This is a genomic window from Aquabacterium sp. TM01, assembly GCF_057808345.1.
In genome coordinates this window covers 1,400,541-1,424,987 of record NZ_AP046529.1, presented here as the reverse complement: position 1 = coordinate 1,424,987, position 24,447 = coordinate 1,400,541, and the positions used below count along the sequence as shown (strand labels likewise).

19 protein-coding genes are annotated in these 24,447 nt (G+C 65.6%); 7 read left to right on the top strand and 12 right to left on the bottom strand.

Annotation, left to right across the window (positions count from 1 at the left end):
• Window positions 1-62: 62 nt before the first annotated feature.
• A complete protein-coding gene (locus AC3WW4_RS06590) occupies window positions 63-2,417 on the top strand; it encodes a penicillin-binding protein 1A (RefSeq protein WP_488827575.1) in 2,355 nt (784 codons plus the stop codon).
• 33 nt (window positions 2,418-2,450) lie between these two features.
• On the opposite strand, the gene AC3WW4_RS06585 is transcribed toward AC3WW4_RS06590, so the two are convergent.
• From AC3WW4_RS06585 to AC3WW4_RS06565, 5 genes are all read right to left on the bottom strand, one after another.
• On the bottom strand, window positions 2,451-3,044 hold the full coding sequence (locus AC3WW4_RS06585; protein ID WP_488827574.1) for a M48 metallopeptidase family protein: 594 nt from the start codon (window positions 3,042-3,044) through the stop codon (window positions 2,451-2,453).
• Window positions 3,022-4,476: an exodeoxyribonuclease I gene (gene sbcB / locus AC3WW4_RS06580; RefSeq protein ID WP_488827573.1), complete on the bottom strand. Its 1,455-nt coding sequence runs from the start codon at window positions 4,474-4,476 to the stop codon at window positions 3,022-3,024. The genes AC3WW4_RS06585 and sbcB overlap by 23 nt, the downstream gene beginning before the upstream one ends.
• A 97-nt stretch (window positions 4,477-4,573) precedes the next feature.
• A complete protein-coding gene (locus AC3WW4_RS06575; RefSeq protein ID WP_488827572.1) occupies window positions 4,574-5,695 on the bottom strand; it encodes a beta-ketoacyl-ACP synthase III in 1,122 nt (373 codons plus the stop codon).
• 113 nt (window positions 5,696-5,808) lie between these two features.
• Window positions 5,809-6,501: a pseudouridine synthase gene (locus AC3WW4_RS06570; RefSeq protein ID WP_488827571.1), complete on the bottom strand. Its 693-nt coding sequence runs from the start codon at window positions 6,499-6,501 to the stop codon at window positions 5,809-5,811.
• Window positions 6,485-7,510: a bile acid:sodium symporter family protein gene (locus AC3WW4_RS06565; RefSeq protein ID WP_488827570.1), complete on the bottom strand. Its 1,026-nt coding sequence runs from the start codon at window positions 7,508-7,510 to the stop codon at window positions 6,485-6,487. Before AC3WW4_RS06565 ends, AC3WW4_RS06570 begins: the two co-directional genes overlap by 17 nt.
• Window positions 7,511-7,620: 110 nt before the next feature.
• Between AC3WW4_RS06565 and AC3WW4_RS06560 the strand changes: the two genes are divergently transcribed.
• The gene (locus AC3WW4_RS06560; RefSeq protein ID WP_488827569.1) at window positions 7,621-10,503 is read left to right on the top strand and encodes an aconitate hydratase; all 2,883 of its coding nucleotides are present in this window, start codon (window positions 7,621-7,623) and stop codon (window positions 10,501-10,503) included.
• A gap of 12 nt (window positions 10,504-10,515) precedes the next feature.
• Here the strand turns inward: AC3WW4_RS06560 and AC3WW4_RS06555 are convergent, their stop codons facing one another.
• From AC3WW4_RS06555 to exaC, 3 genes are all read right to left on the bottom strand, one after another.
• Window positions 10,516-10,881 (bottom strand): ArsC family reductase, encoded by a 366-nt coding sequence (locus tag AC3WW4_RS06555; protein ID WP_422202011.1) that lies wholly within the window; start codon window positions 10,879-10,881, stop codon window positions 10,516-10,518.
• Between the two features lie 82 nt (window positions 10,882-10,963).
• Entirely contained in the window at window positions 10,964-11,326 is a 363-nt protein-coding gene (locus AC3WW4_RS06550) for a DUF779 domain-containing protein (RefSeq protein WP_488827568.1), read from the bottom strand.
• Window positions 11,327-11,416: 90 nt separating this feature from the next.
• The gene (exaC, locus tag AC3WW4_RS06545) at window positions 11,417-12,937 is read right to left on the bottom strand and encodes an acetaldehyde dehydrogenase ExaC (RefSeq protein ID WP_488827567.1); all 1,521 of its coding nucleotides are present in this window, start codon (window positions 12,935-12,937) and stop codon (window positions 11,417-11,419) included.
• A gap of 289 nt (window positions 12,938-13,226) precedes the next feature.
• Here exaC and AC3WW4_RS06540 point away from each other — a divergent pair, with 289 nt between their 5' ends.
• The 3 genes from AC3WW4_RS06540 (at window position 13,227) to gph (ending at window position 16,755) form a co-directional block, all read left to right on the top strand.
• Window positions 13,227-15,260: a sigma-54-dependent Fis family transcriptional regulator gene (locus AC3WW4_RS06540; protein WP_488827566.1), complete on the top strand. Its 2,034-nt coding sequence runs from the start codon at window positions 13,227-13,229 to the stop codon at window positions 15,258-15,260.
• Between the two features lie 98 nt (window positions 15,261-15,358).
• Window positions 15,359-16,066: a bifunctional 2-polyprenyl-6-hydroxyphenol methylase/3-demethylubiquinol 3-O-methyltransferase UbiG gene (gene ubiG, locus AC3WW4_RS06535; RefSeq protein ID WP_300155864.1), complete on the top strand. Its 708-nt coding sequence runs from the start codon at window positions 15,359-15,361 to the stop codon at window positions 16,064-16,066.
• Window positions 16,063-16,755 carry a phosphoglycolate phosphatase gene (gene gph / locus AC3WW4_RS06530; RefSeq protein ID WP_488827565.1) on the top strand — a complete coding sequence of 231 codons (693 nt, stop codon included), beginning with the start codon at window positions 16,063-16,065 and terminating at the stop codon, window positions 16,753-16,755. Before ubiG ends, gph begins: the two co-directional genes overlap by 4 nt.
• An 84-nt stretch (window positions 16,756-16,839) precedes the next feature.
• On the opposite strand, the gene AC3WW4_RS06525 is transcribed toward gph, so the two are convergent.
• The 4 genes from AC3WW4_RS06525 to AC3WW4_RS06510 are packed head-to-tail and all read right to left on the bottom strand — an operon-like array spanning window position 16,840 to window position 22,078.
• Complete coding sequence (locus tag AC3WW4_RS06525) at window positions 16,840-18,294, bottom strand: mannose-1-phosphate guanylyltransferase/mannose-6-phosphate isomerase (protein WP_488827564.1); 1,455 nt, start codon at window positions 18,292-18,294, stop codon at window positions 16,840-16,842.
• A gap of 60 nt (window positions 18,295-18,354) precedes the next feature.
• The gene (gene galE, locus AC3WW4_RS06520) at window positions 18,355-19,386 is read right to left on the bottom strand and encodes a UDP-glucose 4-epimerase GalE (protein ID WP_488827563.1); all 1,032 of its coding nucleotides are present in this window, start codon (window positions 19,384-19,386) and stop codon (window positions 18,355-18,357) included.
• A gap of 15 nt (window positions 19,387-19,401) precedes the next feature.
• On the bottom strand, window positions 19,402-20,625 hold the full coding sequence (locus tag AC3WW4_RS06515) for a hypothetical protein (protein ID WP_488827562.1): 1,224 nt from the start codon (window positions 20,623-20,625) through the stop codon (window positions 19,402-19,404).
• Window positions 20,626-20,683: 58 nt separating this feature from the next.
• Complete coding sequence (locus tag AC3WW4_RS06510) at window positions 20,684-22,078, bottom strand: undecaprenyl-phosphate glucose phosphotransferase (RefSeq protein WP_488827561.1); 1,395 nt, start codon at window positions 22,076-22,078, stop codon at window positions 20,684-20,686.
• Between the two features lie 167 nt (window positions 22,079-22,245).
• On the opposite strand from AC3WW4_RS06510, the gene AC3WW4_RS06505 reads away from it, so the two are divergent.
• Together AC3WW4_RS06505 and ubiB are read left to right on the top strand one after the other, a co-directional pair.
• Window positions 22,246-22,824: a hypothetical protein gene (locus AC3WW4_RS06505; RefSeq protein ID WP_488827560.1), complete on the top strand. Its 579-nt coding sequence runs from the start codon at window positions 22,246-22,248 to the stop codon at window positions 22,822-22,824.
• Between the two features lie 17 nt (window positions 22,825-22,841).
• Complete coding sequence (ubiB, locus tag AC3WW4_RS06500; protein ID WP_488827559.1) at window positions 22,842-24,404, top strand: ubiquinone biosynthesis regulatory protein kinase UbiB; 1,563 nt, start codon at window positions 22,842-22,844, stop codon at window positions 24,402-24,404.
• The last annotated feature ends 43 nt before the right edge of the window (window positions 24,405-24,447 follow it).

Below are 24,447 nucleotides of genomic sequence, written 5' to 3'. Positions count from 1 at the left end.
GGCATGCGGCCATAATGCCCGCTTGCTGACTTGATGGCACCTTCGGGTGCCGGCCTTGCTGTATGTCCGATTCCGCGACCCAGAGCGGTGGTGCCACCCGCTGGCTGCGCCGTGCCCTGTGGGCCCTGCTTGCGTTGATCCTGGCGGGCGGGCTCGCCCTGGGCGCCACGGTGCTGGTGCTCTTGCCGCAGTTGCCCGACACCAGTGGTCTGGCCAACTATCAGCCCAAGCAACCCTTGCGCGTGTACACCGCCGACGGGGTCGAGATTGGGGGCTTTGGGCAAGAGAAGCGTCAGTACCTGCGCATTGAGCAGTTTCCCAAGCTGATGCGCGACAGCCTGCTGGCCGTGGAAGACTCGCGCTTTTACGAGCACCCGGGCATCGACGTGATCGGTGTGCTGCGGGCCATCGTCGCCAACGCCACCGGGGGCCGCACGCAAGGCGCCTCCACCATCACCCAGCAGGTGGCGCGCACCTTCTTCCTGACGCGCGAGCGCACGCTGTCGCGCAAGCTCAAGGAGGCCTTGCTGTCCCTGCGCATCGAGCAGCAGTTGAGCAAGGACCAGATCCTGGAGCTCTATATGAACCAGATCTACCTGGGCGCGCGCACCTATGGCTTTGCCGAGGCGGCACGCACCTACTTCGGCAAACCCATCCAGCAGCTCTCGGTGGCCGAGTGCGCCGTGCTGGCGGGCCTGCCGCAGAACCCGGCCTATGCCAACCCGATCAAGAGCCCCAAGCGCGCCAAGGAGCGCCAACTGGTGGTGCTCTCGCGCATGCGGGCCGAAGGGGTGATCGACGACATCGTGTACGCGGCGGCCAAGGCCGAAAAGCTGGACGTGCGCAACCCCGGCGAGATGGACGTGCACGGCGAGTACGTGGCCGAGATGGCACGCGCCCAGGTCTATGCCCAGTACGGCGAGTCGGCCTACACCAGCGGCATGAAGGTGGTGACCACGCTGCGGGCCGCTGACCAGCAAGCCGCGTGGAAGGCGGTGCGCAAGACGCTGATCGACCGTGAATTGCGCCTGACCTGGCGTGGCCCGGAAGCCCAGGAGGAGTTGCCCGGCGACCTGAGCGACCAGGATCCGGCGGTGGCCCAGTTGCTGGCCGACTACAGCGATGACGAGACGCTGCGCGTGGGTTTGGTCACGCAGGCCAGCAGCAAGCAGGTGACGGTGGTGCTGGCTTCCGGTGATGTGGTGGTGGTGCAAGGCAAGGGCCTGCGCCAGGTTCTGCCGGGCCTGAATGCCAAAGCTCGGCCCGCTCAGCGTGTGACGCGGGGTGCCGTGGTGCGCCTGCTGCAACAAGGCCAGGACTGGGTGATCACGCAGTGGCCGCAGGCCGAGGGGGCCCTCGTGGCCATGGACCCGCACGATGGCCAGATCCGCGCCCTGGTAGGCGGTTTCGAGTTCCATCGTAATCAGTTCAACCACGTGACCCAGGGCTGGCGCCAACCCGGCTCGACCTACAAGCCCTTCCTGTACTCGGCCGCCCTCGAAAACGGCGTGATGCCAGAGACCTTGATCAATGATGCCCCGTTGAGCAATGTGGGCGACTGGAGCCCGAGCAACGCGGACGGCAGCGCCGACGGCCCCATTCCCCTGCACACGGCCCTGGCCAGGTCCAAAAACCTGGTCAGCATCCGTCTGGTGCAATTGATGGGGCCGGAGGCCGCACGCCAGTGGACCGGGCACTTCGGCTTTGATGTGGACAAGCAGCCTGCCAACCTGACCCTGGCGCTGGGTTCCGGATCGACCACGGTGATGCAGATGGCCAGCGCGTATGCGGTCATCGCCAATGGGGGGCTGACGGTCAACCCGGTGCTGATTCAGCGCATTCAGGATGGGCAGGGCAAGGTGGTGTTCGAAGCCAAGCTGACACCCGCCGACGAATCCCAGCGCGTGGTCCCCGCTCGCAATGCCTTTGTGACGTCCACCCTGCTCAACGAGGTGGCGCGCAGTGGGACCGCCGCCAAGGCCCAGGCGCAGCTTCGCCGCCCCGACCTGTACGGCAAGACGGGGACCACGAACGATGTGGTCGATGCCTGGTTCGCGGGTTTCCAGCCCAATCTGGTGGCGGTCGTCTGGTTTGGCTATGACACGCCGCGCAGCCTGGGCTCGCAAGCCTCCGGCGGCTCGCTGGCCCTGCCGGCCTGGATCCAGTTCATGGGCACGGCCTTGCGCGGCGAGCCGGTGCGCACCCTGAGCCCGCCGGAAGGCGTGGTGAGCCTGCCCACAGGCTGGCGTTACAGCGAATGGGCCGAAGGTGGCTTCCTGGCCGAACTCGGGGTGGCCGAGACGCCGATCGACCGCAGCCTGATCCCGACACCGCCGGTCCCCGGCGCCTCTGAGCCTGAGGGCGAGGGTGAGGGACAGGACACGCTGCGCTCGTTCATCGAGCGGCTGTTCAACTGATCGAGGGCTCCCCTGATGGGCGAGCAGCAGGCCTCACTCGGCGTGAGGCGACGTTGGCTCGGCCCACAGCTTCAGCTCCTGCGCGACCAGATACAGGCGCAGATCGAACTCGTACTGGTGGTAGTGCGGCTCCATGTGGGTGCACAGGCTGTAGAACGCCTTGTTGTGTTCGCGCTCCTTGAGGTGCGCCAGTTCGTGCACGACGATCATGCGCAGGAACTCGGGGGGCGTGTCCTTGAACAGGCTGGCGACGCGGATTTCGCGTTTGGCCTTGAGCTTGCCGCCCTGCACGCGTGACACCATGGTGTGGGTGCCCAGCGCGTGCGCAACCACCTGGATCTTGCCATCGAATGCGATTTTGCTGAGCGGCTCGCTGCTGCGCAGGCAGCGCTGCTTGTAGTCCATCACGAAGTCGTACAGCGCCTTGTCGGTGCGCACGTCGTGACGCTCCGGGTAGCGCTGGCGCAGCACGTCGGCCAGCTTGCCCTGGTCGACCAAGCGCTGCACCTGGTCCAACAGGTGGGCGGGATAGCCAGTGAGAAAACGCAGGTGCGGCGGCGTGCTGTGGTGATGCGGCACCAGCGGCGTCACCGAGGGGCGGCTTTCAGGGCGCGATCTGTTCGGCATAGTCGTACAGCGCGCCCAGGATGTCCTGGCCACGCTCGTCCTCATCAGACAGGGTTTCGCCCAGCGCATCGATGCGCTCAAAGAAGGCTTGCAGCGACAGGCCACCGCCCTGCCCTTCGTGCAGACGCGCCACCCGCAAGGCCTGCCAGCGGCCCAGATCGGCATCGTTGAGCGTGTCGGGGAAGTTGCGGGCGCGGTAGCGGAAGAACAGCTCTTCCAGCCGCTCGTCGGCAAAGGCTGGGTGCTTGTCGGCCAGTTGCGCGCCCGAGAGGGTGCGCAGGCGCTCCAGCACGCGCCGGTCTTCGTTGCCGACGAAGCCACCGTAGAGGTCTTCGTCGACATCGGTGTCGAGCGAGCGCTCGGGGCGGGTGAAGACCTCGGCCCAGATGCCGTCCATGCTGGGGCTGTGGGCCGCGGCGACTTCGGCGTGCGACATGGCCTTGACCAGGTCGATGCCCCACTTCTGGCACAAGGCCGGGCTGAGGATTTTCAGGTTGCCGACCACCATGGGCGACTTGTTGATGTGCACACTCTTGAGCGGCAGGCGCGTCACGCCTTCGGGCAGGTCGGCGGTTTTGGTGAACAGGCGCAGGCGCAGCTCGTCGGCGCTGAGGCCGAACAGCTCGCGGGGATCGTGCGCGAGGTCCCACACCAGGATCTCGTTCTTGTTGCTGGGGTGCTGTGCCAGCGGCCAGACCAGGGCCATGCAACCGCGCTCGTGGCTGAACATGCCCGAGATGTGCAGAAAAGGTTTCCAGTTCGCGCGGGGCTGGTCCAGCCCGGCTTCGGCCAGCACGGCGCTTTTCTGGCGCAGCTTCAGGCAGAAGTCCCACAGGCGGGGCTGGGCCTGTTTGAGCAAGCGTGCCAGCGCGATGGTGGCGCGCACGTCCGACAGGGCATCGTGGGCAGCCTCGTGGCTCAGGCCGTTGGCTTGGGTGAGGTGCTCCAGCTTGAAGGAAGGGCGGCCGTCGTCATGCTTGGGCCACTGGATGCCTTCGGGGCGCAAGGCCCAGGTGGTGCGCACCACGTCCAGCAGGTCCCAGCGATCGCAGCCGTTCTGCCATTCGCGGGCATAAGGGTCGATCAGGTTGCGCCAGAACAGGTGGCGCGTGACCTCGTCGTCAAAGCGGATGGTGTTGTAGCCCACGCCGACGGTGTTCGGCTGGGCCAGTTCCTGCTCAATGGCGCTGGCAAACGCGTGCTCAGGCACGCCCTGTTCCAGGCAGGTCTGCGGCAGGATGCCGGTGAGCAGGCAGGCTTCGGGTTCGGGCAGGTAATCCGGCGCGGGCGCGCAGTACTGCATCAGCGGCTCGCCGATCTCGTTGAGGTCCACATCGGTGCGCACGCCGGCGAACTGCGAGGGGCGGTCGCGCCGCGGCACCTTGCCGAAGGTTTCGTAGTCGTGCCAGTAGAAAGTGAAATCGCCGCTCATGACATCGGGCCAGCAGAAAGTCAGAAAAGAAAGCCAGGATGGACAAACGGCCCGCTGGACAACCAGTCGGGCCGCTTGGACGGGAGTATCAGGCAGATCAGCGCTTGCGCACGACCACGCAACCCACCGAGTAACCGGCGCCGAAGGAGCAGATCACGCCGACGTCGCCGGACGCCAGATCGCTCTTGTGCAGGTGGAAGGCGATGATGGAGCCAGCCGAAGAGGTGTTGGCGTACTCGTCCAGAATCAGCGGGGCCACGTCGGGGGTGACTTCGCCACCGGTCAGGCGCTTGACGATGAGCTGGTTCATCGACAGGTTGGCCTGGTGCAGCCAGTAGCGACGCACGTCGGTGGCGGCCAGACCCAGCTCGGTCAACTCGGACTCGATGTGGGCGGCGGCGATGGGCACCACTTCCTTGAAGACCTTGCGGCCCTCTTGGCGGAAGGTCTTGTCGCGGGCGGTGGGGTCGCTGTCTTCGCTGCGGTTGAGGTAGCCGAAGTTGTTGCGGATGTTGTTGGAGAACTGGGTGGCGAGCTTGGAGCCCAGCACTTCCCACTGCTCGGCCGAGGTGGCAGTATCGGCACGCTCGACGATGGTGGCCGTGGCCACGTCACCGAAGATGAAATGGCAGTCGCGGTCTTTCCACTCCTGGTGGCCCGAAGTGATTTCCGGGTTGATCACCAGCACGCACTTGGCCGAGCCCGACTTGATGGCATTGACCGCCTGCTCCAGACCGAAGGTGGCGGCCGAGCAGGCCACGTTCATGTCGTAGCCGTAGCCCTTGGCGCCAATGGCGTTCTGGATTTCGATGGCGATGGCCGGGTAGGCGCGCTGCAGGTTGGAGCAGGAGCAGATCACGGCGTCGATGTCCGCACCGGTCTTGCCGGCGGCGGCCATGGCCTTCTTGGCGGCTTCGACGCCGATCTCGGCCAGGATGGACAGCTCGTCGTCGCCGCGCGGTTGCAGGCGCGGGTACATGCGCGTCGGGTCGAGGATGCCCGACTTCTCCATCACGTAGCGCTGCTTGATGCCCGACGCCTTTTCGATGAACTCGACGCTGGATTGGGCCAGGGCGGTCAGCGTGCCGGCTGCGATCTCGGCGGCGTGCTCGGCGTTGTACCGGTCCACATAGGCGTTGAAGGCTTCAACGAGCTCGGCGTTGGTGATGGTGTAAGGCGGCTGGTACAAACCAGTTCCGCTGATGACGACTGCGCTCATGGCACCCCGGGGACTCTAGCCAAAACCCTGGATTTTGCCACCTTTCATCTGCGGGGCCAATCCATGACACGACTGACACATGGCCATACAGGCGAGATCGTGATGCAACGCAATCAGAACGGCGGTGCGCTGGTCCAGTGCATGAGTTCACCGGTCTGCGGGTGGGGCAGGCTCAAGGCTGCCGCGTGCAGCAGCAGGCGAGGCGCACGCGCCTGACTGTCCGCGTCGCCATAGAAAGGATCGCCCAGCATCGGGTGGCCCAGTGCCAGCATGTGCACGCGCAGTTGGTGAGAGCGCCCGGTGATGGGGGTCAAGGCCACGCGGGTCTCCCCCTTGTCCAGGTCACGGGCCAACACCTCGTAGCGGGTCTGCGAAGGCTTGCCCCGCTCGAAGCACACCATCTGGCGGGGGCGGTTGGGCCAGTCGGCGCTCAGCGGCAGGTCGATCTCGCTCTGGTCCTGCGTCAGCAAGCCTTTGACGACCGCCACGTAACACTTGTCCACCTGACGGTCCTGGAACAGCACGCTCAAGGCCCGCTGCATGAGCTCGCCCCGGGCGAACACCAGCAGGCCGGAGGTGGCCATGTCGAGCCTGTGCACGGTGAGCGCCTCCGGGAAGCGCTGCTGCACGCGGTGCACCATGCAGTCTTGGCGGTCGTCGCCGCGGCCCGGCACCGACAACAGCCCTTCGGGCTTGTTGACGACCACCAGACTGTCGTCCAGGTAGACCAGATCCAGCCCCTCGTCGACGGGGGGCTGGTAGACCACCTCGCGTCGGATCAGCGGCAGATCAGGACGTGGCGTCATGCCTCACCACCTCATGGCTGATGCGCGCGGCATAGCGCCGCGCCAGCACGGCGCACACGAACAGCTGCATCTGGTGGTACAGCATGATGGGCAGGATCAACACCCCCATGGCCGCGTTGCCACCGAAGAGCAGCTTGGCCATGGGCATGCCCGAGGCCAGGGTCTTTTTCGAGCCGCAGAACACGGCCACGATCTCATCGGGCAGCTCCAGGCCCAAGGCGCGTGAGACCTTGCGGGTAAACCACAGCATGGGGAACAGGAACACCGCGGCACCCAGCATGGCCTGCGCGAGCAACACCGGGCCGTGCTTGGACCACAGACCATCGGCCACCGAGTCGCTGAACGCGGCCCAGACCATCACCACGATCACGCCCCGATCGAAGATGCTGGTGTAGCGCTTGATGCGCGCGAAAAACGCGCCGAACCAGGGGCGCAACAGGTGACCGATCACGAAGGGCAGCAGCAGCATCTGTGCGACCTTGAGCATGGTCTGGCTGATGTCCATCTCACTGCCCTGCCCGCTCATGACCAGGCTGACCAGCAAGGGGGTCAGGAACACGCCCAGCAGGGTCGACAAGGTGGCGTTGAGCACCGCGGCAGCCACATGGCCCCGCGCCAGCGCGGTCATCGCCACCGACGAGGACACGGTGGAGGGCAAGACCGCAAGGAAAAAGAAGCCCATCAACAGGTCGTGCGAGATCCAGCGCCCGCCCACCAACGCCAGCACGGCCCACCAGAGGGGAAACACGACGTAGGTGCAGGCCTGAACGAGCAGGTGCAGCTTCCACTTGCTGGCCCCGGACTTGAGGCTGTCGGTCGACAGGCCCATGCCATGCAGGAAAAACAGCAGGAACACGCCAATGTCGGTGACCTGCCCGAGGTGCAGGGGGCCGTCGCTGCGTCCCCAGTCGGGCACGAACGACGCCAGCAGAACGGCGCCCACCATCGCGATCAGAAACCAGTCTGCCGCACCACCTTGTTTATTCAACGTCTTCCGCACCAGATTCAATCCTGCACACGTGGCATGGCCACACGACCCGTATTGTCCACCGCATGGGCTTGCTGTCAGAATGAAGCTCGCTTTGCCCCGGTACATCGACCACGATACGGAGGGACTTCATGGCCACAGACTCTCGCGCGCAGACCTCGCCGCATGCCTTTGCCCACACCCTGAAGTCCTTCCAGACCTCAGCGGGCACCTCGTTGCAGTACTACTCGCTGCCGGCCCTGGCTCAGACCTACCCAGGTATCCGACGCCTACCAGTGTCGATCCGCATCGTGCTGGAGTCGGTGCTGCGCAACTGCGATGGCCACAAGGTCACCGCCGAGCATGTCAGGCAACTGGCCCACTGGCAACCCAACGCGCCCCGCACGGACGAGATCCCCTTTGTGGTGTCGCGCGTGGTGCTGCAGGACTTCACCGGTGTGCCTTTGCTGGCCGACCTGGCCGCCATGCGCAATGTGACCGACGCGCTGGGCAAGGACCCCAAGCGCATCGAGCCGCTGGTGCCGGTGGACCTGGTGGTGGACCACTCGGTGATGATCGACCACTACGGTGACAAGAAGGCGCTGGACCTGAACATGAAGCTGGAGTTCCAGCGCAATGCCGAGCGTTACGAGTTCATGAAGTGGGGCATGCAGGCCTTTGACACCTTTGGGGTCGTGCCTCCGGGTTTTGGCATCGTCCACCAGGTGAACCTGGAATACCTGGCCCGCGGTGTGCACCAGACGGCCGACGGCGTGGCCTACCCCGACACGCTGGTGGGCACCGACAGCCACACCACCATGATCAACGGCATTGGCGTCGTCGGTTGGGGCGTGGGGGGCATTGAGGCCGAGGCCGCCATGCTGGGCCAGCCGGTCTACCTGCTGACGCCCGATGTGGTCGGCATGGAGCTGACCGGTCGCCTGCGCGAAGGCGTGACCGCCACCGACTTGGTGCTGACCGTCACCGAGTTGTTGCGCAAGGCCAAGGTGGTGGGCAAGTTCGTCGAGTTTTTCGGCGAGGGCACCCGCTCGCTGAGCGTGCCCGACCGCGCCACCATCGGCAACATGGCGCCCGAATATGGCGCCACCATGGGCTTCTTCCCCGTCGATGAGAAAACGGTCGAATACTTCAAGGGAACGGGCCGTACGAAGGCCGAGCGCCAGGCTTTCGAAGCGTATTTCCGCGCCCAGGAGCTGTTCGGCGTGCCCGAAGCCGGCGAGATCGACTACTCCAGCGTGGTCAAGCTCGACCTGGGCAGCGTGACGCCCTCGCTGGCCGGCCCCAAACGCCCGCAAGACCGTGTGGAGCTGGGCCAGATGGCCCGCAATTTCGCCGATCTGTTGACCAAGTCCACCGCCGAGAACGGTTTCAACCAGCCCGCTGCGTCACGGACGCAGCGCTATCCGGTGGTCGAATCGGGCGTGAACGCCTGCCTGATCAGGCCGCCCCTGCCCCAGGGTGCGCCGCGCGATGTGGCGGAGATGGTGTCCAACCGGCCCACCATGCGCGCCGCCCCTGAAGACGCCGACATGGCCCCGGCCGATGCCGACCCGGGCGCGCTGACGCTCGGCCACGGCGACATCCTGATCGCGGCCATCACGTCCTGCACCAACACCTCCAATCCCAGCGTCTTGCTAGCAGCCGGGCTGCTGGCCAAGAAGGCCGTCAAGGCCGGCTTGCGCGTCCGGCCGCACATCAAGACCTCGCTGGCCCCTGGCTCGCGCATCGTCACCGAGTACCTGGAGAAGGCCGGGCTGCTGCCCTATCTGGAACAACTCGGCTTTGCGGTGGCCGCCTATGGCTGCACGACCTGCATCGGCAACGCGGGCGATCTGACGCCCGAGCTCAACGAGACCATCGTCCAGAACGACCTCGTGTGTGCCGCGGTGCTGTCGGGCAACCGCAATTTCGAAGCGCGCATCCACCCCAATCTGAAAGCCAACTTCCTGGCCAGCCCGCCGCTGGTGGTGGCCTACGCGATTGCCGGCACGGTCACCCGTGACCTGATGACCGAACCGGTCGGCCAGGGCAAGGGTGGCAAAGACATCTACCTGGGCGACATCTGGCCCAGCAGCGACGAAATCTACAAGCTGCTCAAGTACGCCATGGACGGCAAGGCCTACCGCAAGAACTACGAGAAGGTCACCACCAAGCCCGGCAAACTGTGGGAGCAGACCAAGGGCGTGAGTGGTCAGGTCTACACCTGGCCGCAAAGCACCTACATCGCCCGCCCGCCCTTCTTTGACGGCTTCGAACCTCAGCCCAAAGCCGCTGCGCTGGGCGTGCAGCAGGCGCGCATCATGGCGCTGTTCGGTGACTCGATCACCACGGACCACATCTCCCCGGCCGGCTCCATCAAGGCCACATCGCCAGCCGGCCAGTACCTGCAGGCGCAAGGCGTGCAAAAGACGGACTTCAACAGTTACGGCTCACGTCGCGGCAACCACGAGGTGATGATGCGGGGCACCTTTGCCAATGTCCGCATCAAGAACCTGATGATCCCGCCGCTGCCCGACGGCAGCCGCGAAGAAGGCGGCCTGACGCTGTTCCAGCACGCGGGTGCGCTGCAGGGTCAGAAATTGCCCATCTACGATGCGGCCATGGCCTATCAGGCCGCTGGCATCCCCACGGTCATCTTTGGCGGCGAGGAATACGGCACCGGCTCCAGCCGCGACTGGGCGGCCAAGGGCACACAGTTGCTGGGTATCCAGGCCGTGGTGGCGCGCAGCTTCGAGCGCATCCACCGAGCCAACCTGGTCGGCATGGGCGTGCTGCCCCTGCAGTTCAAGGGCGATGACAGCTGGCAGTCCCTGGGCCTGCAGGGTGACGAGGTGATCAGCATTGACCTCGGCCAGGCGATCGAGCCCCAGGCAGATGCGAAGCTGATCATCCAGCGCAGCGATGGCCATACTGAGACGGTCAGCGTGACGTTGCGAATCGACACGCCGATTGAGGTGAGCTACTACCAGCACGGCGGCATCCTGCCCTTTGTGCTGAGGCAGTTGCTGGCCTGAACCTCGGCGAGATCAGGCTGACAGGCGGGCGGCCAGGTCGCTGGCCCGCTTGTCGTCAAAGCCCACCGACACGACCACGCCATCGCGCTCGATCACCGGGCGCTTGATCACACTGGCCTGGCTCAACATCAAGGCCTTGGCACTGGCGGCATCCACCACGCCGGCCTTCGTCGCCTCGTCCAGCTTGCGCCACGTCGTACCCTGGCGGTTCACCAGCGGCTCCCAACCCACGGCGGCAATCCAGGCGTCCACGCGCTCAGCCGGCACGCCCTGCTTCTTGTAGTCGTGGAAGGTGTAGTCCACGCCTTGCTCGCTCAGCCAGACGCGGGCCTTCTTGACGGTGTCGCAATTGGGGATGCCGTAAACGATGGTGCTCATGGAGGGTCAGTTCAAGCGGGTTGATGCAGCCGCCACTGTGTCACAAGTCGCGCCGGACTTTGCGGTGTGCGCGCCATGCACCTCAGCGCACGGGGGACAAATCTGCCAACTCGGCTGCACTCAACTTGCGGGATCGGAGCACAAAGTGCAGGCCATCGGCGTCTTCCAGCGACATCGTGCCCAGGCAGCCCGAGCGCACATCCAACGTCAACTGCGCGTCCCCCAGGTAGCTCAGCTGCATCCGGCTGGCGTGAAAAGGCACACCCAGCACCTCGCCCAGTTGCACATCGCCCTCACTGAGCGACATCTCCCCGCGCTTCAAACACATGGGCGTGCTGCCATCGCAGCAGCCGTGCGAGAGGTAGAACATCACCTCGCCATGCCGCTGGCGCAAGCCACGGATCAGCGCCTCAGCCACCTCGGTGGCGATCACACGTTCGATCATTTCGCCATCTCTTCCCGAACGAAACCCAATGAAAAGGGGCGGCCAGGCCGCCCCACCTCCAACCAGGGCTCTTGTGGAGCCCTGTTCATGTCAGAAGAAGCCCAGCTTGTTGGGGCTGTAGCTCACCAGCAGATTCTTGGTCTGCTGGTAGTGATCGAGCATCATTTTGTGGGTCTCACGCCCGATGCCAGATTCCTTGTAACCACCGAAGGTGGCGTGCGCCGGGTAGGCGTGGTAGCAATTGGTCCAGACGCGACCGGCCTGGATGCCACGGCCAAAGCGGTAAGCGCGGCTGCCGTCACGGGTCCACACGCCAGCGCCCAGGCCATACGGCGTGTCGTTGGCAATGGCCATCGCCTCGGCCTCGTCCCGGAAGGTGGTCACCGCCAGTACCGGGCCAAAAATCTCCTCGCGGAAGATGCGCATCTGGTTGTGGCCCTTGAACAGCGTCGGCTGGATGTAATAGCCCTCGCTCAGCTCGCCACCCAGCTGGGCGCGGTCGCCGCCGATCAGCACCTGCGCACCCTCTTCCTTGCCCACGGCCATGTAGGACATGATCTTGTCCATCTGCAAGGCCGAGGCCTGCGCGCCCATCATCGTATCGGTGTCCAGCGGGCTGCCCTGCTTGATGGCCGCCACGCGCTGGATCGCGCGCTCGATGAAACGGTCGTAGATCGACTCCTGGATCAGGGCCCGCGAGGGGCAGGTGCACACCTCGCCCTGGTTGAAGGCAAACAGCACCATGCCCTCGATGGCTTTGTCGAGGAAAGCGTCGTCCTGCGCCATCACATCGTCAAAGAAGATGTTGGGGCTCTTGCCGCCCAGCTCCAGCGTGGCCGGGATCAGGTTGCTGGCGGCCGCCTGGGCAATCACGCGGCCCGTGGCCGTCGAGCCGGTGAACGCGATCTTGGCGATGCGCTTGCTGCTGGCCAGCGGCATGCCCGCCTCACGGCCCATGCCGTTGACGATGTTGAGCACCCCGGCCGGCAGCAGGTCGGCAATCAGTTCGGCCAGCACCAGGATGCTGACGGGGGTGGACTCGGCGGGCTTGAGCACCACACAGTTGCCCGCGGCCAAAGCCGGTGCCAGCTTCCAGGCCGCCATCAGGATGGGAAAGTTCCAGGGGATGATCTGGCCGACCACACCCAGCGGCTCATGAAAGTGATAGGCGATCGTGTTGCCGTCAATTTCACTGAGCGAGCCCTCTTGGGCGCGCAAACATCCGGCAAAGTAGCGGAAGTGATCCACCGCCAGCGGGATGTCGGCGTTCAGTGTTTCACGGATGGGCTTGCCGTTGTCCACCGTCTCGGCATAGGCCAGCTTTTCCAGATTCTGCTCAAGGCGATCGGCGATCTTCAGCAGGACGCCCGCGCGCTCGGCCGGGGCCGTGGCGCCCCAGGCATCCTTGGCGGCATGGGCGGCGTCCAGGGCCAGGTTGATGTCCGCCTCGGTCGAGCGGGCCGCCTGGGTGTAAACCTTGCCGCTGATGGGCGTGATCACATCGAAATACTGGCCGTCCAGCGGGGCCACGAACTGGCCGCCAATGAAGTTGTCGTAGCGGCTCTTGAAGGCAACAGGGGCGCCAGCGGCACCAGGGGCTGCATAGATCATCGGGGGTCTCCTCAGGTCGGGAATGAATGTGGGATCGAAGGGCTGAAAGGGCCAGGCCGGGGCCGTGACGCTCATTCAGAGTGCAGGCCGCGTGCCAATGCGGGTTCGTCCGGAGGCCGCGCGCACCGTTCCCAGGCAGACCACATCCGCCGCTGGCTGTCACCCTGTGTCAACGCGCTTGCGCCGCCACGCCACACTGTCCCAAAATGACACAGGGTGACCACGGGTGTGTCACGCGGCCCGCAACCCCATACTGAGCGCGACCGTGTCCGAAAGGCCTCATCCCGCCATGCCCCGCCAACTGACCCATCACCAATCCGCAGCCGACCTCCAGCAGGCCCGCCGCTGCCTGATGGACGCTGGCGATGTGCCCTTGGGCCTGGTGGACGACACCCTGCGGCAATCCTGGCTGCGCAGCCGCCATGCTGGCCTCAGCCCGGTCGATGTGACCACCGAGCCACCCCTGTGCAGCACCACCGACCTGCGCCACACCCTGGCCAGCGAACATGACCTGCTCGCCCACGCTCGCCCCGTCATGAGCTTCGTCTTCGACCAGATGCGCGACAGCGGCAACGTCGTCGTGCTGGCCGACAGCCAGGGGCTGCTGCTCGACAGCCTGGGCGACACCGAGTTCGCCACCCGGGCCGAACGGGTCTCCCTGCGGCCCGGCGCGCTCTGGCACGAACACGACCGGGGCACCAATGCCATCGGCACCGCCCTGGCCGAGCAACGCGCCGTCGTCATTCATGGCGCCGAGCACTATCTGGCCCGCAACAGCTTTCTAACCTGTGCCGCCGCGCCCGTGCTCACCTCGGAGGGGCGTTTACGTGGCGTCATCGACATCTCCGGCGACCACCGCGGCCACCACCCGCACACCTTCGCCCTGGTGCGCTCGGCCGCCCGCATGATCGAAGACCGCCTGTTCCACGCCCGCCATGGCCACGACCAGGTGCTGCGCCTGCACGCGCACGCCGAGGGCCTGGGGGCGGTCGGCGAAGGCCTGGTGGCTCTGTCAGACGACGGCTGGGTGGTGGGCAGCAACCAGCTCGCCCGCGAATGGCTGAACCTGCCGACCGTCGGCGGCGGCACCCTGACCGACCTCACTGGCCTGCGGGTGGCGCAGATGCCCCCCGGTCGCACCCTGCGCCTGCAAACCTCGCGCGGCCTACCCCTGTTTGCCCGCCTCGACTGGCCTCGCCGGCCCGTGATTCAAGCGGCGGCCAACTCCATGCCGCCCATCCTGGCCCGCGCCCGCGACACCCGCCCAACCCCGACACCGCCCCCCGGCATCCCCCAGCCATTCACCCCTCCCTTGGCGCTCGACCCCCGCCTGGCCGACGCCCACAGCCGGGCGCAACGGGTCCAGGCGCAAGGCATCCCAGTGCTGATCCAGGGCGAATCAGGCACCGGCAAGGAGGTGTTCGCCCGCGCCTTGCACACCGAGGGCCGCCGCGCCGCCCGCCCCTTTGTCGCGCTCAACTGTGCCGCCTTGCCCGAAACCCTGATCGAAGCCGAGCTGTTCGGCTACGTGGGCGGCGCCTTCACCGGCGCACGGCGCGAGGGTGCGCCCGGCCGCATTCGCGAAGCCGACGGCGGCACCTTGTTCCTCGACGAAATTGGCGACATGCCCCTGGCCCTGCAGGCCCGACTGCTGCGGGTGCTGCAGGACAAGATGGTCGTGCCCCTGGGCGGCAACAAGGCCCACCCCGTGGACTTCGTGCTGGTATGCGCCACCCACCGCAACCTGCGGGACGCCGTGCGCACAGGCCAGTTCCGCGAAGACCTGTACTACCGCCTCAACGGCCTGACCCTCACCCTGCCGGCCCTGCGCGAGCGGCAAGACTTCGACACCCTGGTGGGCCACATGCTCGACCAGATCTGCCATGACATGGCGCGCACCTCCGTGCCCACCGTGCCCACGTTACATCCCGGGCTGCATCAGGCGCTGGCGGACCACCGCTGGCCCGGCAACCTGCGCCAACTCCACAGCCTGCTGCGCACCGCCTGTGCTTTGCTTGAACCCGGCGAAGTCGCCATCGACTGGCGGCATCTGCCGGACGACATGGTGCAGGAGTTACAGGACGGCCAGCGCACCCCGGTGCCGTCCGATGCGGCCCACCACGACGACCGCGCCTCACCCACGTCTCCCCCGCTTGCGGTGCTGACCCCAGCCTCACTCGGCGACGCCAACCTGCGTCGCCTGTCCCTCCAGGCCATCCAGCAGGTGATCGCCGCCACCCAGGGCAACATGTCCGAAGCGGCGCGGCGCCTGGGCATCAGCCGCAACACGCTCTATCGCCGCCTCAAGCAGGCTCCCGACTGAGCCACGGCCCCAGCGACACCGCCGGGTCAGATCAAAAAAGCCACAAGAAATGCCCTTGCGTGGCGGAAGCAGGCGGTCCTTTGGGTAGCATCACGTTCATGACGAACGCCGACCCCCAAGAACTCGCCAAATTCAGTGACCTGGCCCACAAGTGGTGGGACCCGGAAAGCGAATTCCGCCCCCTGCACCAGATCAACCCCCTGCGCCTGGACTGGATCGACCAGCACGCGGCCATCAAGGGCAAGACCGTGGTGGACGTGGGCTGCGGCGGTGGCATCCTGGCCGAGTCCATGGCCCGCCGTGGCGCCAACGTCCTGGGCATCGACCTGGCCGACAAGCCGCTGAAGGTCGCCCAGCTGCACGCCATGGAAGCCGGCGTCGCCAACCTCGACTACCGCAGCATCGCAGCCGAAGCCTTGGCGGCCGAACAACCCGCGCAGTTTGACGTCGTCACCTGCATGGAAATGCTCGAGCACGTCCCCGACCCGACCTCCATCGTGCGCGCCTGCGCCGACATGGTCAAACCTGGTGGCTGGGTCTTTTTCTCGACCCTCAACCGCAACCCCAAGTCCTTCCTGTATGCCATCGTGGGCGCCGAGTACCTGCTCAAGCTGCTGCCCAAGGGCACGCACGAGTTCTCGCGTTTCATCCGCCCGGCCGAGCTGGCCCGCTGGATCCGCGAAGCCCGCCTCGACACCGTGCAGTTCAAGGGCATGGAGTACAACCCGCTCACCCGCCTCTACAAGCTGTCGGGCGACACCAGCGTCAACTACCTGATCGCTTGCCGCAAGCCCCTGACGCCATGAGCGCTGCGCCCGCTGATCGCCTGAGCTGGGCAGAGCCCGCTCAGGCCGTGCTGTTCGATCTGGATGGCACCCTGGCCGACACCGCCGGCGACCTCGTCGGCGCAGTCAACCACCTGCGCGTGCAACGGGGTCTGCCCCCCATGCCACTCGACACCTTGCGCCCCTACGCCTCGGCCGGCGCACGTGGGCTGATCGGTGCGGCGCTCGACATCCACCCCGGCCACGACGAGTTCGAAGCCCTGCGCACCGCGTTTCTCAACGCCTACGAACGCTGCTTGGCCGACACCACCGTGCTGTTTGACGGCATGGCCGAACTGCTGACCACGCTGGAAGCGCAAAACATCGCCTGGGGCGTCGTCACCAACAAACCGCACCGCTTCACCGTGCCGGTCATGCAGGGCCTGGCCCTGGTCGCGCGCTCGGCCACCTTGATCAGCGGCGACAGCACCGCCCACGCCAAACCCCACCCCCTGCCCTTGCTGACCGCGTGCGAGCAGATCGGGGTGGCGCCCTCGCGCGTGCTGTACGTGGGCGACGACCTGCGCGACATCCAGGCCGCCCAGGCCGCCGGCATGCCCAGCGCAGCCGCGGCGTGGGGCTACATCGGCCACAGCGGCGAGATCGACACCTGGGGCGCCAGCGTCATCGTGGCGCAACCGCTCGACCTGCTGCAGCACCTAGGCCGCTGAGTCGCGCCCTGCTCAGGCGCTCATCGACCGGTGAGCGCCAGGTCCGCCTTTCACAAAGCGGACCTGGCTTGACTGTCACCCGGCTCAGCTCGTGCGGCCGTAGTTGTCCTGGAAGCGGACGATGTCGTCCTCGCCCAGGTAGCTGCCCGACTGCACCTCAATGATCTCCAGCGAGATCGCGCCCGGGTTCGTCAAGCGGTGCACCGTCCCCAGCGGAATGTAGATCGACTGGTTCTCGGAAATCAGCTTCACCTCTTCTCCCACGGTCACCTCGGCGGTGCCGCTCACCACGATCCAGTGTTCGGCGCGGTGGTGGTGCATCTGCAGGCTCAGCGAGGCCTTCGGCTTGACCATGATGCGCTTGACCTGGAAGCGCTCCCCCGAGTCGATCGAGTCGTACCAGCCCCAAGGGCGATGCACGCGGCGATGCAGACTGCCTTCCGGGCGCGACTGCTTGGCCAGCGTGGCAACGATTTGCTTGACGTCCTGGCTGCAACTGCGATCGGCCACCAGCACCGCGTCCGGCGTCTCCACCACCACGATGTTGTCCAATCCCACCGCTGCCACCAGGCGCGACGAAGCATGGATCAGGGTGTTGGTCGTGCCGTGAAACAGCGCGTCACCCTGCCCGGCATTGCCCTTCGCATCATGCGGCGTCACCTGCCAGACGGCATCCCAGGCGCCCAGATCGGACCAGCCGGCGTTGAGCGGCACCATGCGCACCACAAACCCCGCCTCCGGATGCGCCGGGCATTGCTCCATCACGGCATAGTCCACCGACTCGGAGGGCACGGCCTTGAACGCGTCCTGGCCGGGGCGCACAAACGGGGCATCGGTGGCACGCACCGCAAACGCCGCCTCGGTGGCCGCCAGGATGTCCGGTCGGAAATGACCCAGCGCGGCCAGCCAGCGCGAAGCCTTCATCACGAACATGCCGCTGTTCCAGAAATAGCCGCCATCGGCCACGTAGGCCTGCGCGGTTGGCGCATCGGGCTTTTCCACGAAGGCCAGCACGCTGCGCGCACCCTGGGCGTTGGCCTCGCCAGTGCGGATGTAGCCAAAGCCGGTTTCCGGGCGATCGGGCGTGATGCCCAGAATGACGATGTCGCCCTCGGCGGCGGCACGCACCGCCTGTTGCACCGCGGCGGTGTAAGCAGCCTCGTCGGTCACCGTCTGGTCGGCGGGCGTCACCACCAGGATCGGGTCATCCCCTTCCGAGACGGCCTGCAAGGCCGCCAAGGTCACAGCCGGAGCGGTGTTGCGCCCCACGGGCTCCAGCAACAAAGGCACGGCCTGGCCCTTCACCTCACGCAACTGGTCCACCACCAGGAAACGGTGCTCCTCGTTACCCACCACGCAGGGCTGTGCCACGGTGATGTCGGCCGCGGCCAGGGACTGCAAACGCAGGTGCGCTTGCTGGAACAGGCTCTGGTTGCCTGTCAGCACCAGAAACTGCTTCGGATACAGCGCACGCGAGAGCGGCCACAGTCGGGTGCCCGAACCACCGGCCATGATGACGGGGAGCAAGGAATGGGTCATGTTTGCAAACATCAAAAATAGGAAGAACGCGGGGCCGTCAGCGGCACAGCGGACAGGATCTCAGTCCTGAAAACCATGAGGGTTGTGCGACTGCCAGCGCCAGGAATCCACGCACATCTCATCGAGCCCACGCGTGGCCTTCCAGCCCATGGTCTCGAACGCACGCTGCGGGTCGGCATAGCAGGCGGCGACATCGCCGGCACGACGCGGCGCAAACTCGACCGGAATGTCACGGCCCGACGCACGACCATAGGCCTGGGCCAGTTCCAGCACGCTGTAGCCCTGGCCCGTGCCCAGGTTGACAGTCAAAGACTGCTGGTGATCGAACAGGTAGCGCAACGCCGCCACATGGCCTTCGGCCAGGTCGCACACGTGGATGTAGTCGCGCACGCCGGTGCCGTCGGGCGTGTCGTAGTCGTTGCCGAACACATTGAGATGCGGGCGCTGGCCCACCGCCACCTGGGCCACATAGGGCATCAGGTTGTTGGGGATGCCCTGCGGGTCTTCGCCGATCAGGCCGCTCGGATGCGCGCCCACCGGGTTGAAGTAACGCAGGCACGCAAAGCGCCACGCTGGGTCGCAGCGGCCCAGCTCGCGCAGGATCTCTTCGCCCATCAGCTTGGTCTGACCATAGGGGTTAGTGACCCGCAGCGGCGCGTCTTCGGTGATGGGCAAGGTGTCTGGGCTGCCATAGACGGTGGCCGAGGAGCTGAACACCAGGTTGTTCACCCCGTGGCGTTTCATCGCCTGGCACACCGACAACAGCCCGCCCAGGTTGTTCTCGAAATAGTCCAGCGGCCGCTCGACCGACTCGCCCACGGCCTTCAGGGCCGCAAAGTGCACCACGGCCTGGATGCCGCCAAAACGCGTGCGAGCCAGCTCGAAGCAACGGTCCAGCGCGGCGGCATCGCGCACATCGCCCTGCAGGAAATGCGGCGCGCGACGGCCAATGGTCTCGATCCGATCGAGCACCTTCACCGAGCTGTTGACCAGGCTGTCGATGCCCACCACATCAAAGCCTGCCTCCTGCAAAGCCAGCCAGGTGTGCGAGGCGATGTAACCGGTGGCCCCGGTCAACAGGATGCAAGGCAAGGTGAACTCCCGATGTCAGTCGATGGTGAAGGAGGCGCGACACGCCACACTGTTGCCATCATACGCACGGGTAAAGGTGGATTTCGTCCGGTCGTAACGCTGCATATCGCAACCCAGCCCAACCGAACGGATGGGCTGGTAGGACACGCCCAGCGACAAGGCGTTATAGCGGCCGTTTTGTTGACCGCCGGGGGTCGAGGAGTAGCCCGCGATGTCCTGATCCTCTTCGTACAGCGCATGCGAGTACCCGGCGTTGAGCTTGATCTTGGCCGTGGCCTGGTAATTGGCGGTCGCCGACAGGCTGTTGGTCAGGCGCTTGTTGGTGGCATACACTGACCTGGCATTGATCACGCCCGCCGTACCCTCGTTACTGGTATCCCGCACCCAGTTCAGCGCATAGGACACCTTGCCTGCTGGCGTGAAGGTCCAGGATGCCGCACCCGTCAAACCGTCAAAGTCACGTCGGCGGTCCTGCGGATGCTTTTCGCTGGTCCACCCAAGACGACCGGATAAACGGCTGAAGCCGGTCACTTGCCAGACCGTGTCCACGCTCAGACTGGAACGCTCGATTTTCTCGCCCGGCGTGCTCACGCCCACCAACAGGCGATTGGGCACATCGGTATCGGTTCGGTAGAGCGTCAACCCGATGTAGGCCAGATCCGAGGGCAGGTAACGTACGCCTGCAAACATCGACTGAGAGGTCTTGTTCTCGGTGGTGTTCACCTGGAAATCGACCTTGCTGTAACTGCCGCCCGCATTCACCGACCAACGCCCATACAGCCCATAGCGCACGTCGATCGAGGCCTGCCGACTGCGTTCGGTGTTGCGAACAGAGCGGTCGACCTGATCCTCGAAATTCGGCAGGAACTGAGAAGCGGAGCCGTTGAGCGTCACTTTGAAGTTGGCCCCCACCTCGCTCGCCACCTCAGCACTGACGGCATAGCCATTGTTGTCGAACTGCTGGTTGTCGCTGTAGGCATTGCGCGAGGCCGAGGCCGATACCTGGTAGTTCTGCCGTCCATAAGCCTTGTTGAGGCCTGCCGCCACCGTGGTGGTCGAGATGGTGTCGCGGCGACGGTCGTTGTTGTCGCGCAGCAGGTTGCTGTCACGCATCAGGCTCTGGCTGAGGGTCAGGTACAGCGGCAACTCCTCGGCATTCGCCGAGCCGATGCCACTCAGCCCTGCGGCCATTCCCAATGCCAGCGAGAGGCTCCGGACAACGATTGGTTTGTGCTGCATGCCACCCTCTTGATCTTGATTTTGGTTGATGTGTCAGATGTCCCGCAGGCGCAGGCACTCAGTACGCGCTGCGGTCAAACAGCACCAGACGAATGGTGCGGAAGATGATTTCCACATCCAGGCCCAAGGACCAGTTGCGCAGATACTCCAGGTCGTACTCGACCCGGGCCTGCATCTTGTCGAGGGTTTCGGTCTCGCCGCGGCAGCCGTTGACCTGGGCCCAGCCGGTGATGCCCGGTCGCACCTTGTGGCGCACCATGTAGGCCTTGATCAGCTGGCGGTACGACTCGTTGTGGGCCACCGCGTGAGGACGTGGTCCCACGATGCTCATGCGCCCCTGCAGCACGTTGATGAACTGCGGCAACTCATCGAGCGAGGTCTTGCGGATGAAGGCGCCGAACCGCGTGATGCGGGGGTCATCCTTGGTGGCCTGCTTGACCACCGGCCCGTTGTCCATGGCTCGCATGGAGCGGAACTTGTAGACGATGATTTCCTCGCCATCAAGGCCATTGCGGCGCTGCTTGAAGATGATGGGGCCAGGCGAACTCCATTTGACGCCGATGGCAATGGCCAGCAACAGGGGGGCAATGAACACCAGGATGACGCTGGCCGCAACGATGTCGAACACGCGCTTGGCCAGTTCGTTGATGCCCGTGAAAGGGGTTTCACAGATGCCGACCACCGGCACCCCGTTCATGTCTTGCAAGCGTCCCTGGATGATGCTGATGCCGAACACATCGGGCACGAAATACAAGGAGGCGGTGGTGCCCTGGATCGCCTCCATCAGCGCCAGGATGCGCGGCTGTGAGCCCAGCGGCAAGGTGATGTAGACCTCGTGGATGCCGTGCAGCCGGACATAGTCGGCAATGTCCTTGAGTCCGCCCAGGCGCTGCGCATGGGTCTCGGACTGCACACGCTCACCGGAGCGGTCATCAAAATAGCCGACGAAGCTGACCGCCTGGCCCGGATTGGCCTGCAGGGCCTTCGCCACTTTCAGCCCCAGGGGCCCGGCCCCCACCACCACGGCCTTGCGACGCGCTTCGGGGCGTGCCATCTGGCGCTGCACGATGAAGCGCCCCACCATGACCACCAGCCACTGGATCACCGGCGTCGCCAGCGCCCAGGCCAGCATGACCTCCATCTTGAAGAACATCAGGCTGTTGGTGGCAAACCCACACACGGCCAGAATGAGCAGCACCGCCGCCCACGAGGACACGATGTCGATGGCCGCCTCGAGCGGCGCATCATGAAAGCGGTTGCGCCCCGGGAAGGTCAGGGCAAAGGCCAGCAGGCACAGGGCGAGATCGGGCCGCAGCACCGACTCGTTCAAGTGGATCATCACCGCCAGCAACGTGCCCACGGTGACAAAGGGCTCCAGGAACGCCGCCACAAAGGACGTGACCGATTCCGGGGCGCTGAAAAAAGTGGGGCGGTAATTACGCTTGTTGAACATGAGACCTACGGCTCCCCTCGAACCATCCCGCACCGAGGGGCAACATGACAGGAAAAACCCTAAACTCGTTGTATGTGAAATGCCAGCCGTCGCAGCTTAGCGTCGAATGCCCCCCGCGCCTCCCCCTGCTTTCCAGGGGTTGTCGGCCCACACCTACAATCTGCGACATGCTTTCTCATCCCCTCACTTGGCTGGGCCCCCTGGTGCTGCCCCGCTTGACACTGCTGCTCAACCATGTGGTCTCCAGCGAACCGGTGGCCAGCGGCAAACTCAAACCGCACGCCGGCCGCACGATCGACCTGCAGTGGACGAGCACCTTCTCGCCCCCTCTGCCTCGGTTCCTGCTGCCGGCCGATGGTTCCCAGGGGTTACTCCCCCCCTCCATGCGTTTTGTCATCACGCCGGCCGGCCTGTTCGATCTGGTTGATTCGGGCGATGCGCTGCCGCCGACCGGTGATGGCCTGACCCTGACCATCGAGCTCAGCGACCCGCTGACCATGGCGCGCCAGCTGCTCACTGGGCAACGCCCGGATGTGCGCATCGAAGGGGACGCAGCCCTGGCCGAAGTGGCCTCCTGGCTCATGAACCACCTGCGCTGGGACATCCAGGACGACGTGGCCCGCCTGCTGGGCAATGCCCCGGCCGAATGGCTGCGTACCATGGGCGACGCGGTGCGTCAGGCCCTGCAACGCTGGCGCCCCGGCCAGGGCGGCGATGCGGGCAGCTCGTCCGCGTCACGTCACTGACAGCAGGTGAACAGCCCATGCGTTCGCTGTTTCGCCCCGCCTACATCGGCCTGATCGCCCTGCGCTTCGGGCTCGACGGCCTGCTGCTGCACAGCCTGCGCCGCCCGCGCTGGAGCCTGCTGGCCCGCGTGCTGGCCACCGGACGGCGGCTGGATGCGCCACGGGGTGAGCGCCTGCGCCAGGCCCTGGAGCACCTGGGCCCGATCTTCGTCAAATTCGGGCAGATGCTGTCCACCCGACGCGACCTGCTCCCCCCGGATGTGGCCGACGAGTTGGCCAAGCTGCAAGACCGCGTCCCGCCCTTCCCCAGCGACGAATCCGCCCGCCTGGTGGAGAAAGCCCTGGGCCAGCCCATTTCGGCGGTCTTCAAGCAATTTGACACCGACCCGATCGCCAGCGCCTCCATCGCCCAAGTGCACTTCGCGGTGCTGCACGACGGGCGCGAAGTCGCCGTCAAGGTGCTGCGCCCCGGCATGCTCAACGTCATCGACGACGACCTGGCGCTGATGCGCACGCTGGCCGGCTGGGTGGAGCGTTTCTGGTCGGACGGCAAGCGGCTCAAACCGCGCGAGGTGGTGGCCGAGTTCGACAAGTACCTGCACGACGAGCTGGACTTGGTGCGCGAGGCCGCCAACGCCGCACAACTGCGCCGCAACATGGACGGGCTCGATCTGGTGCTGGTGCCCGAAATGATCTGGGACCACTGCACGCCCACCGTGATGGTGATGGAGCGCATGAAGGGCGTGCCCATCAGCCAGATGAGCCGCCTGCGTGCTGCCGGCGTCGACATCAAGAAGCTGGCCCGCGATGGCGTCACCATCTTCTTCACCCAGGTCTTTCGCGACGGCTTCTTCCACGCCGACATGCACCCGGGCAACATCCAAGTCAGCCTGGACCGTGCCACCTTCGGGCGCTACATCGCGCTGGACTTCGGCATCATTGGCACGCTGACCGAGGTGGACAAGGACTACCTGGCGCAGAACTTCATCGCCTTCTTCCACCGCGACTACAAACGCGTGGCCGAGTTGCACATCGAAAGCGGCTGGGTGCCGGCAAGCACGCGCGTGGACGAGCTGGAAGGCGCCATCCGCACGGTGTGCGAACCCTACTTCGATCGCCCGATCAAGGAAATCTCGCTGGGCCAGGTGCTGATGCGCCTGTTCCAGATCTCACGCCGCTTCAACGTCGAGATCCAGCCCCAATTGGTGCTGCTGCAAAAGACGCTGCTCAACGTCGAAGGGCTGGGCCGCGAACTCGACCCCGACCTCGACCTGTGGAGCACGGCCAAGCCCTTCCTGGAACGGTGGATGCACGAACAGGTGGGCGTCCGGGGACTGTGGGAGCGCCTCAAGCGGGAAGCCCCCCGTTACGCCAAGATGCTGCCGGAGCTGCCGCGTCTGATTCACCACAATCTGGAGCACGGTGACGGCGGTCTGCGCCGGGATCTGGCCGCCATGCTGGCCGAGCAACGCCAGACCAACCGCCTGCTGTCGATGATCGTCTGGGTGGGCGTGGGTTTCGTGCTGGGTCTGCTGACGGCACAACTTGTGCTTCGACTGCACGGCCTGGGGGTCATCTAGTGCCTCGCAGGCACTACACTGCGCCCCGCACTTGCTTCGTCAG

Bases quoted from the DNA above. Each gene is read 5' to 3' on its own strand.
- AC3WW4_RS06590 (WP_488827575.1), top strand. From the start codon at position 63: ATGTCCGATTCCGCGACCCAGAGCGGTGGTGCCACCCGCTGGCTGCGC.
- AC3WW4_RS06585 (WP_488827574.1), bottom strand. From the start codon at position 3,044: ATGCCGAACAGATCGCGCCCTGAAAGCCGCCCCTCGGTGACGCCGCTG.
- sbcB (WP_488827573.1), bottom strand. From the start codon at position 4,476: ATGAGCGGCGATTTCACTTTCTACTGGCACGACTACGAAACCTTCGGC.
- AC3WW4_RS06575 (WP_488827572.1), bottom strand. From the start codon at position 5,695: ATGAGCGCAGTCGTCATCAGCGGAACTGGTTTGTACCAGCCGCCTTAC.
- AC3WW4_RS06570 (WP_488827571.1), bottom strand. From the start codon at position 6,501: ATGACGCCACGTCCTGATCTGCCGCTGATCCGACGCGAGGTGGTCTAC.
- AC3WW4_RS06560 (WP_488827569.1), top strand. From the start codon at position 7,621: ATGGCCACAGACTCTCGCGCGCAGACCTCGCCGCATGCCTTTGCCCAC.
- AC3WW4_RS06555 (WP_422202011.1), bottom strand. From the start codon at position 10,881: ATGAGCACCATCGTTTACGGCATCCCCAATTGCGACACCGTCAAGAAG.
- AC3WW4_RS06550 (WP_488827568.1), bottom strand. From the start codon at position 11,326: ATGATCGAACGTGTGATCGCCACCGAGGTGGCTGAGGCGCTGATCCGT.
- exaC (WP_488827567.1), bottom strand. From the start codon at position 12,937: ATGATCTATGCAGCCCCTGGTGCCGCTGGCGCCCCTGTTGCCTTCAAG.
- AC3WW4_RS06540 (WP_488827566.1), top strand. From the start codon at position 13,227: ATGCCCCGCCAACTGACCCATCACCAATCCGCAGCCGACCTCCAGCAG.
- ubiG (WP_300155864.1), top strand. From the start codon at position 15,359: ATGACGAACGCCGACCCCCAAGAACTCGCCAAATTCAGTGACCTGGCC.
- gph (WP_488827565.1), top strand. From the start codon at position 16,063: ATGAGCGCTGCGCCCGCTGATCGCCTGAGCTGGGCAGAGCCCGCTCAG.
- AC3WW4_RS06525 (WP_488827564.1), bottom strand. From the start codon at position 18,294: ATGACCCATTCCTTGCTCCCCGTCATCATGGCCGGTGGTTCGGGCACC.
- AC3WW4_RS06515 (WP_488827562.1), bottom strand. From the start codon at position 20,625: ATGCAGCACAAACCAATCGTTGTCCGGAGCCTCTCGCTGGCATTGGGA.
- AC3WW4_RS06510 (WP_488827561.1), bottom strand. From the start codon at position 22,078: ATGTTCAACAAGCGTAATTACCGCCCCACTTTTTTCAGCGCCCCGGAA.
- AC3WW4_RS06505 (WP_488827560.1), top strand. From the start codon at position 22,246: ATGCTTTCTCATCCCCTCACTTGGCTGGGCCCCCTGGTGCTGCCCCGC.
- ubiB (WP_488827559.1), top strand. From the start codon at position 22,842: ATGCGTTCGCTGTTTCGCCCCGCCTACATCGGCCTGATCGCCCTGCGC.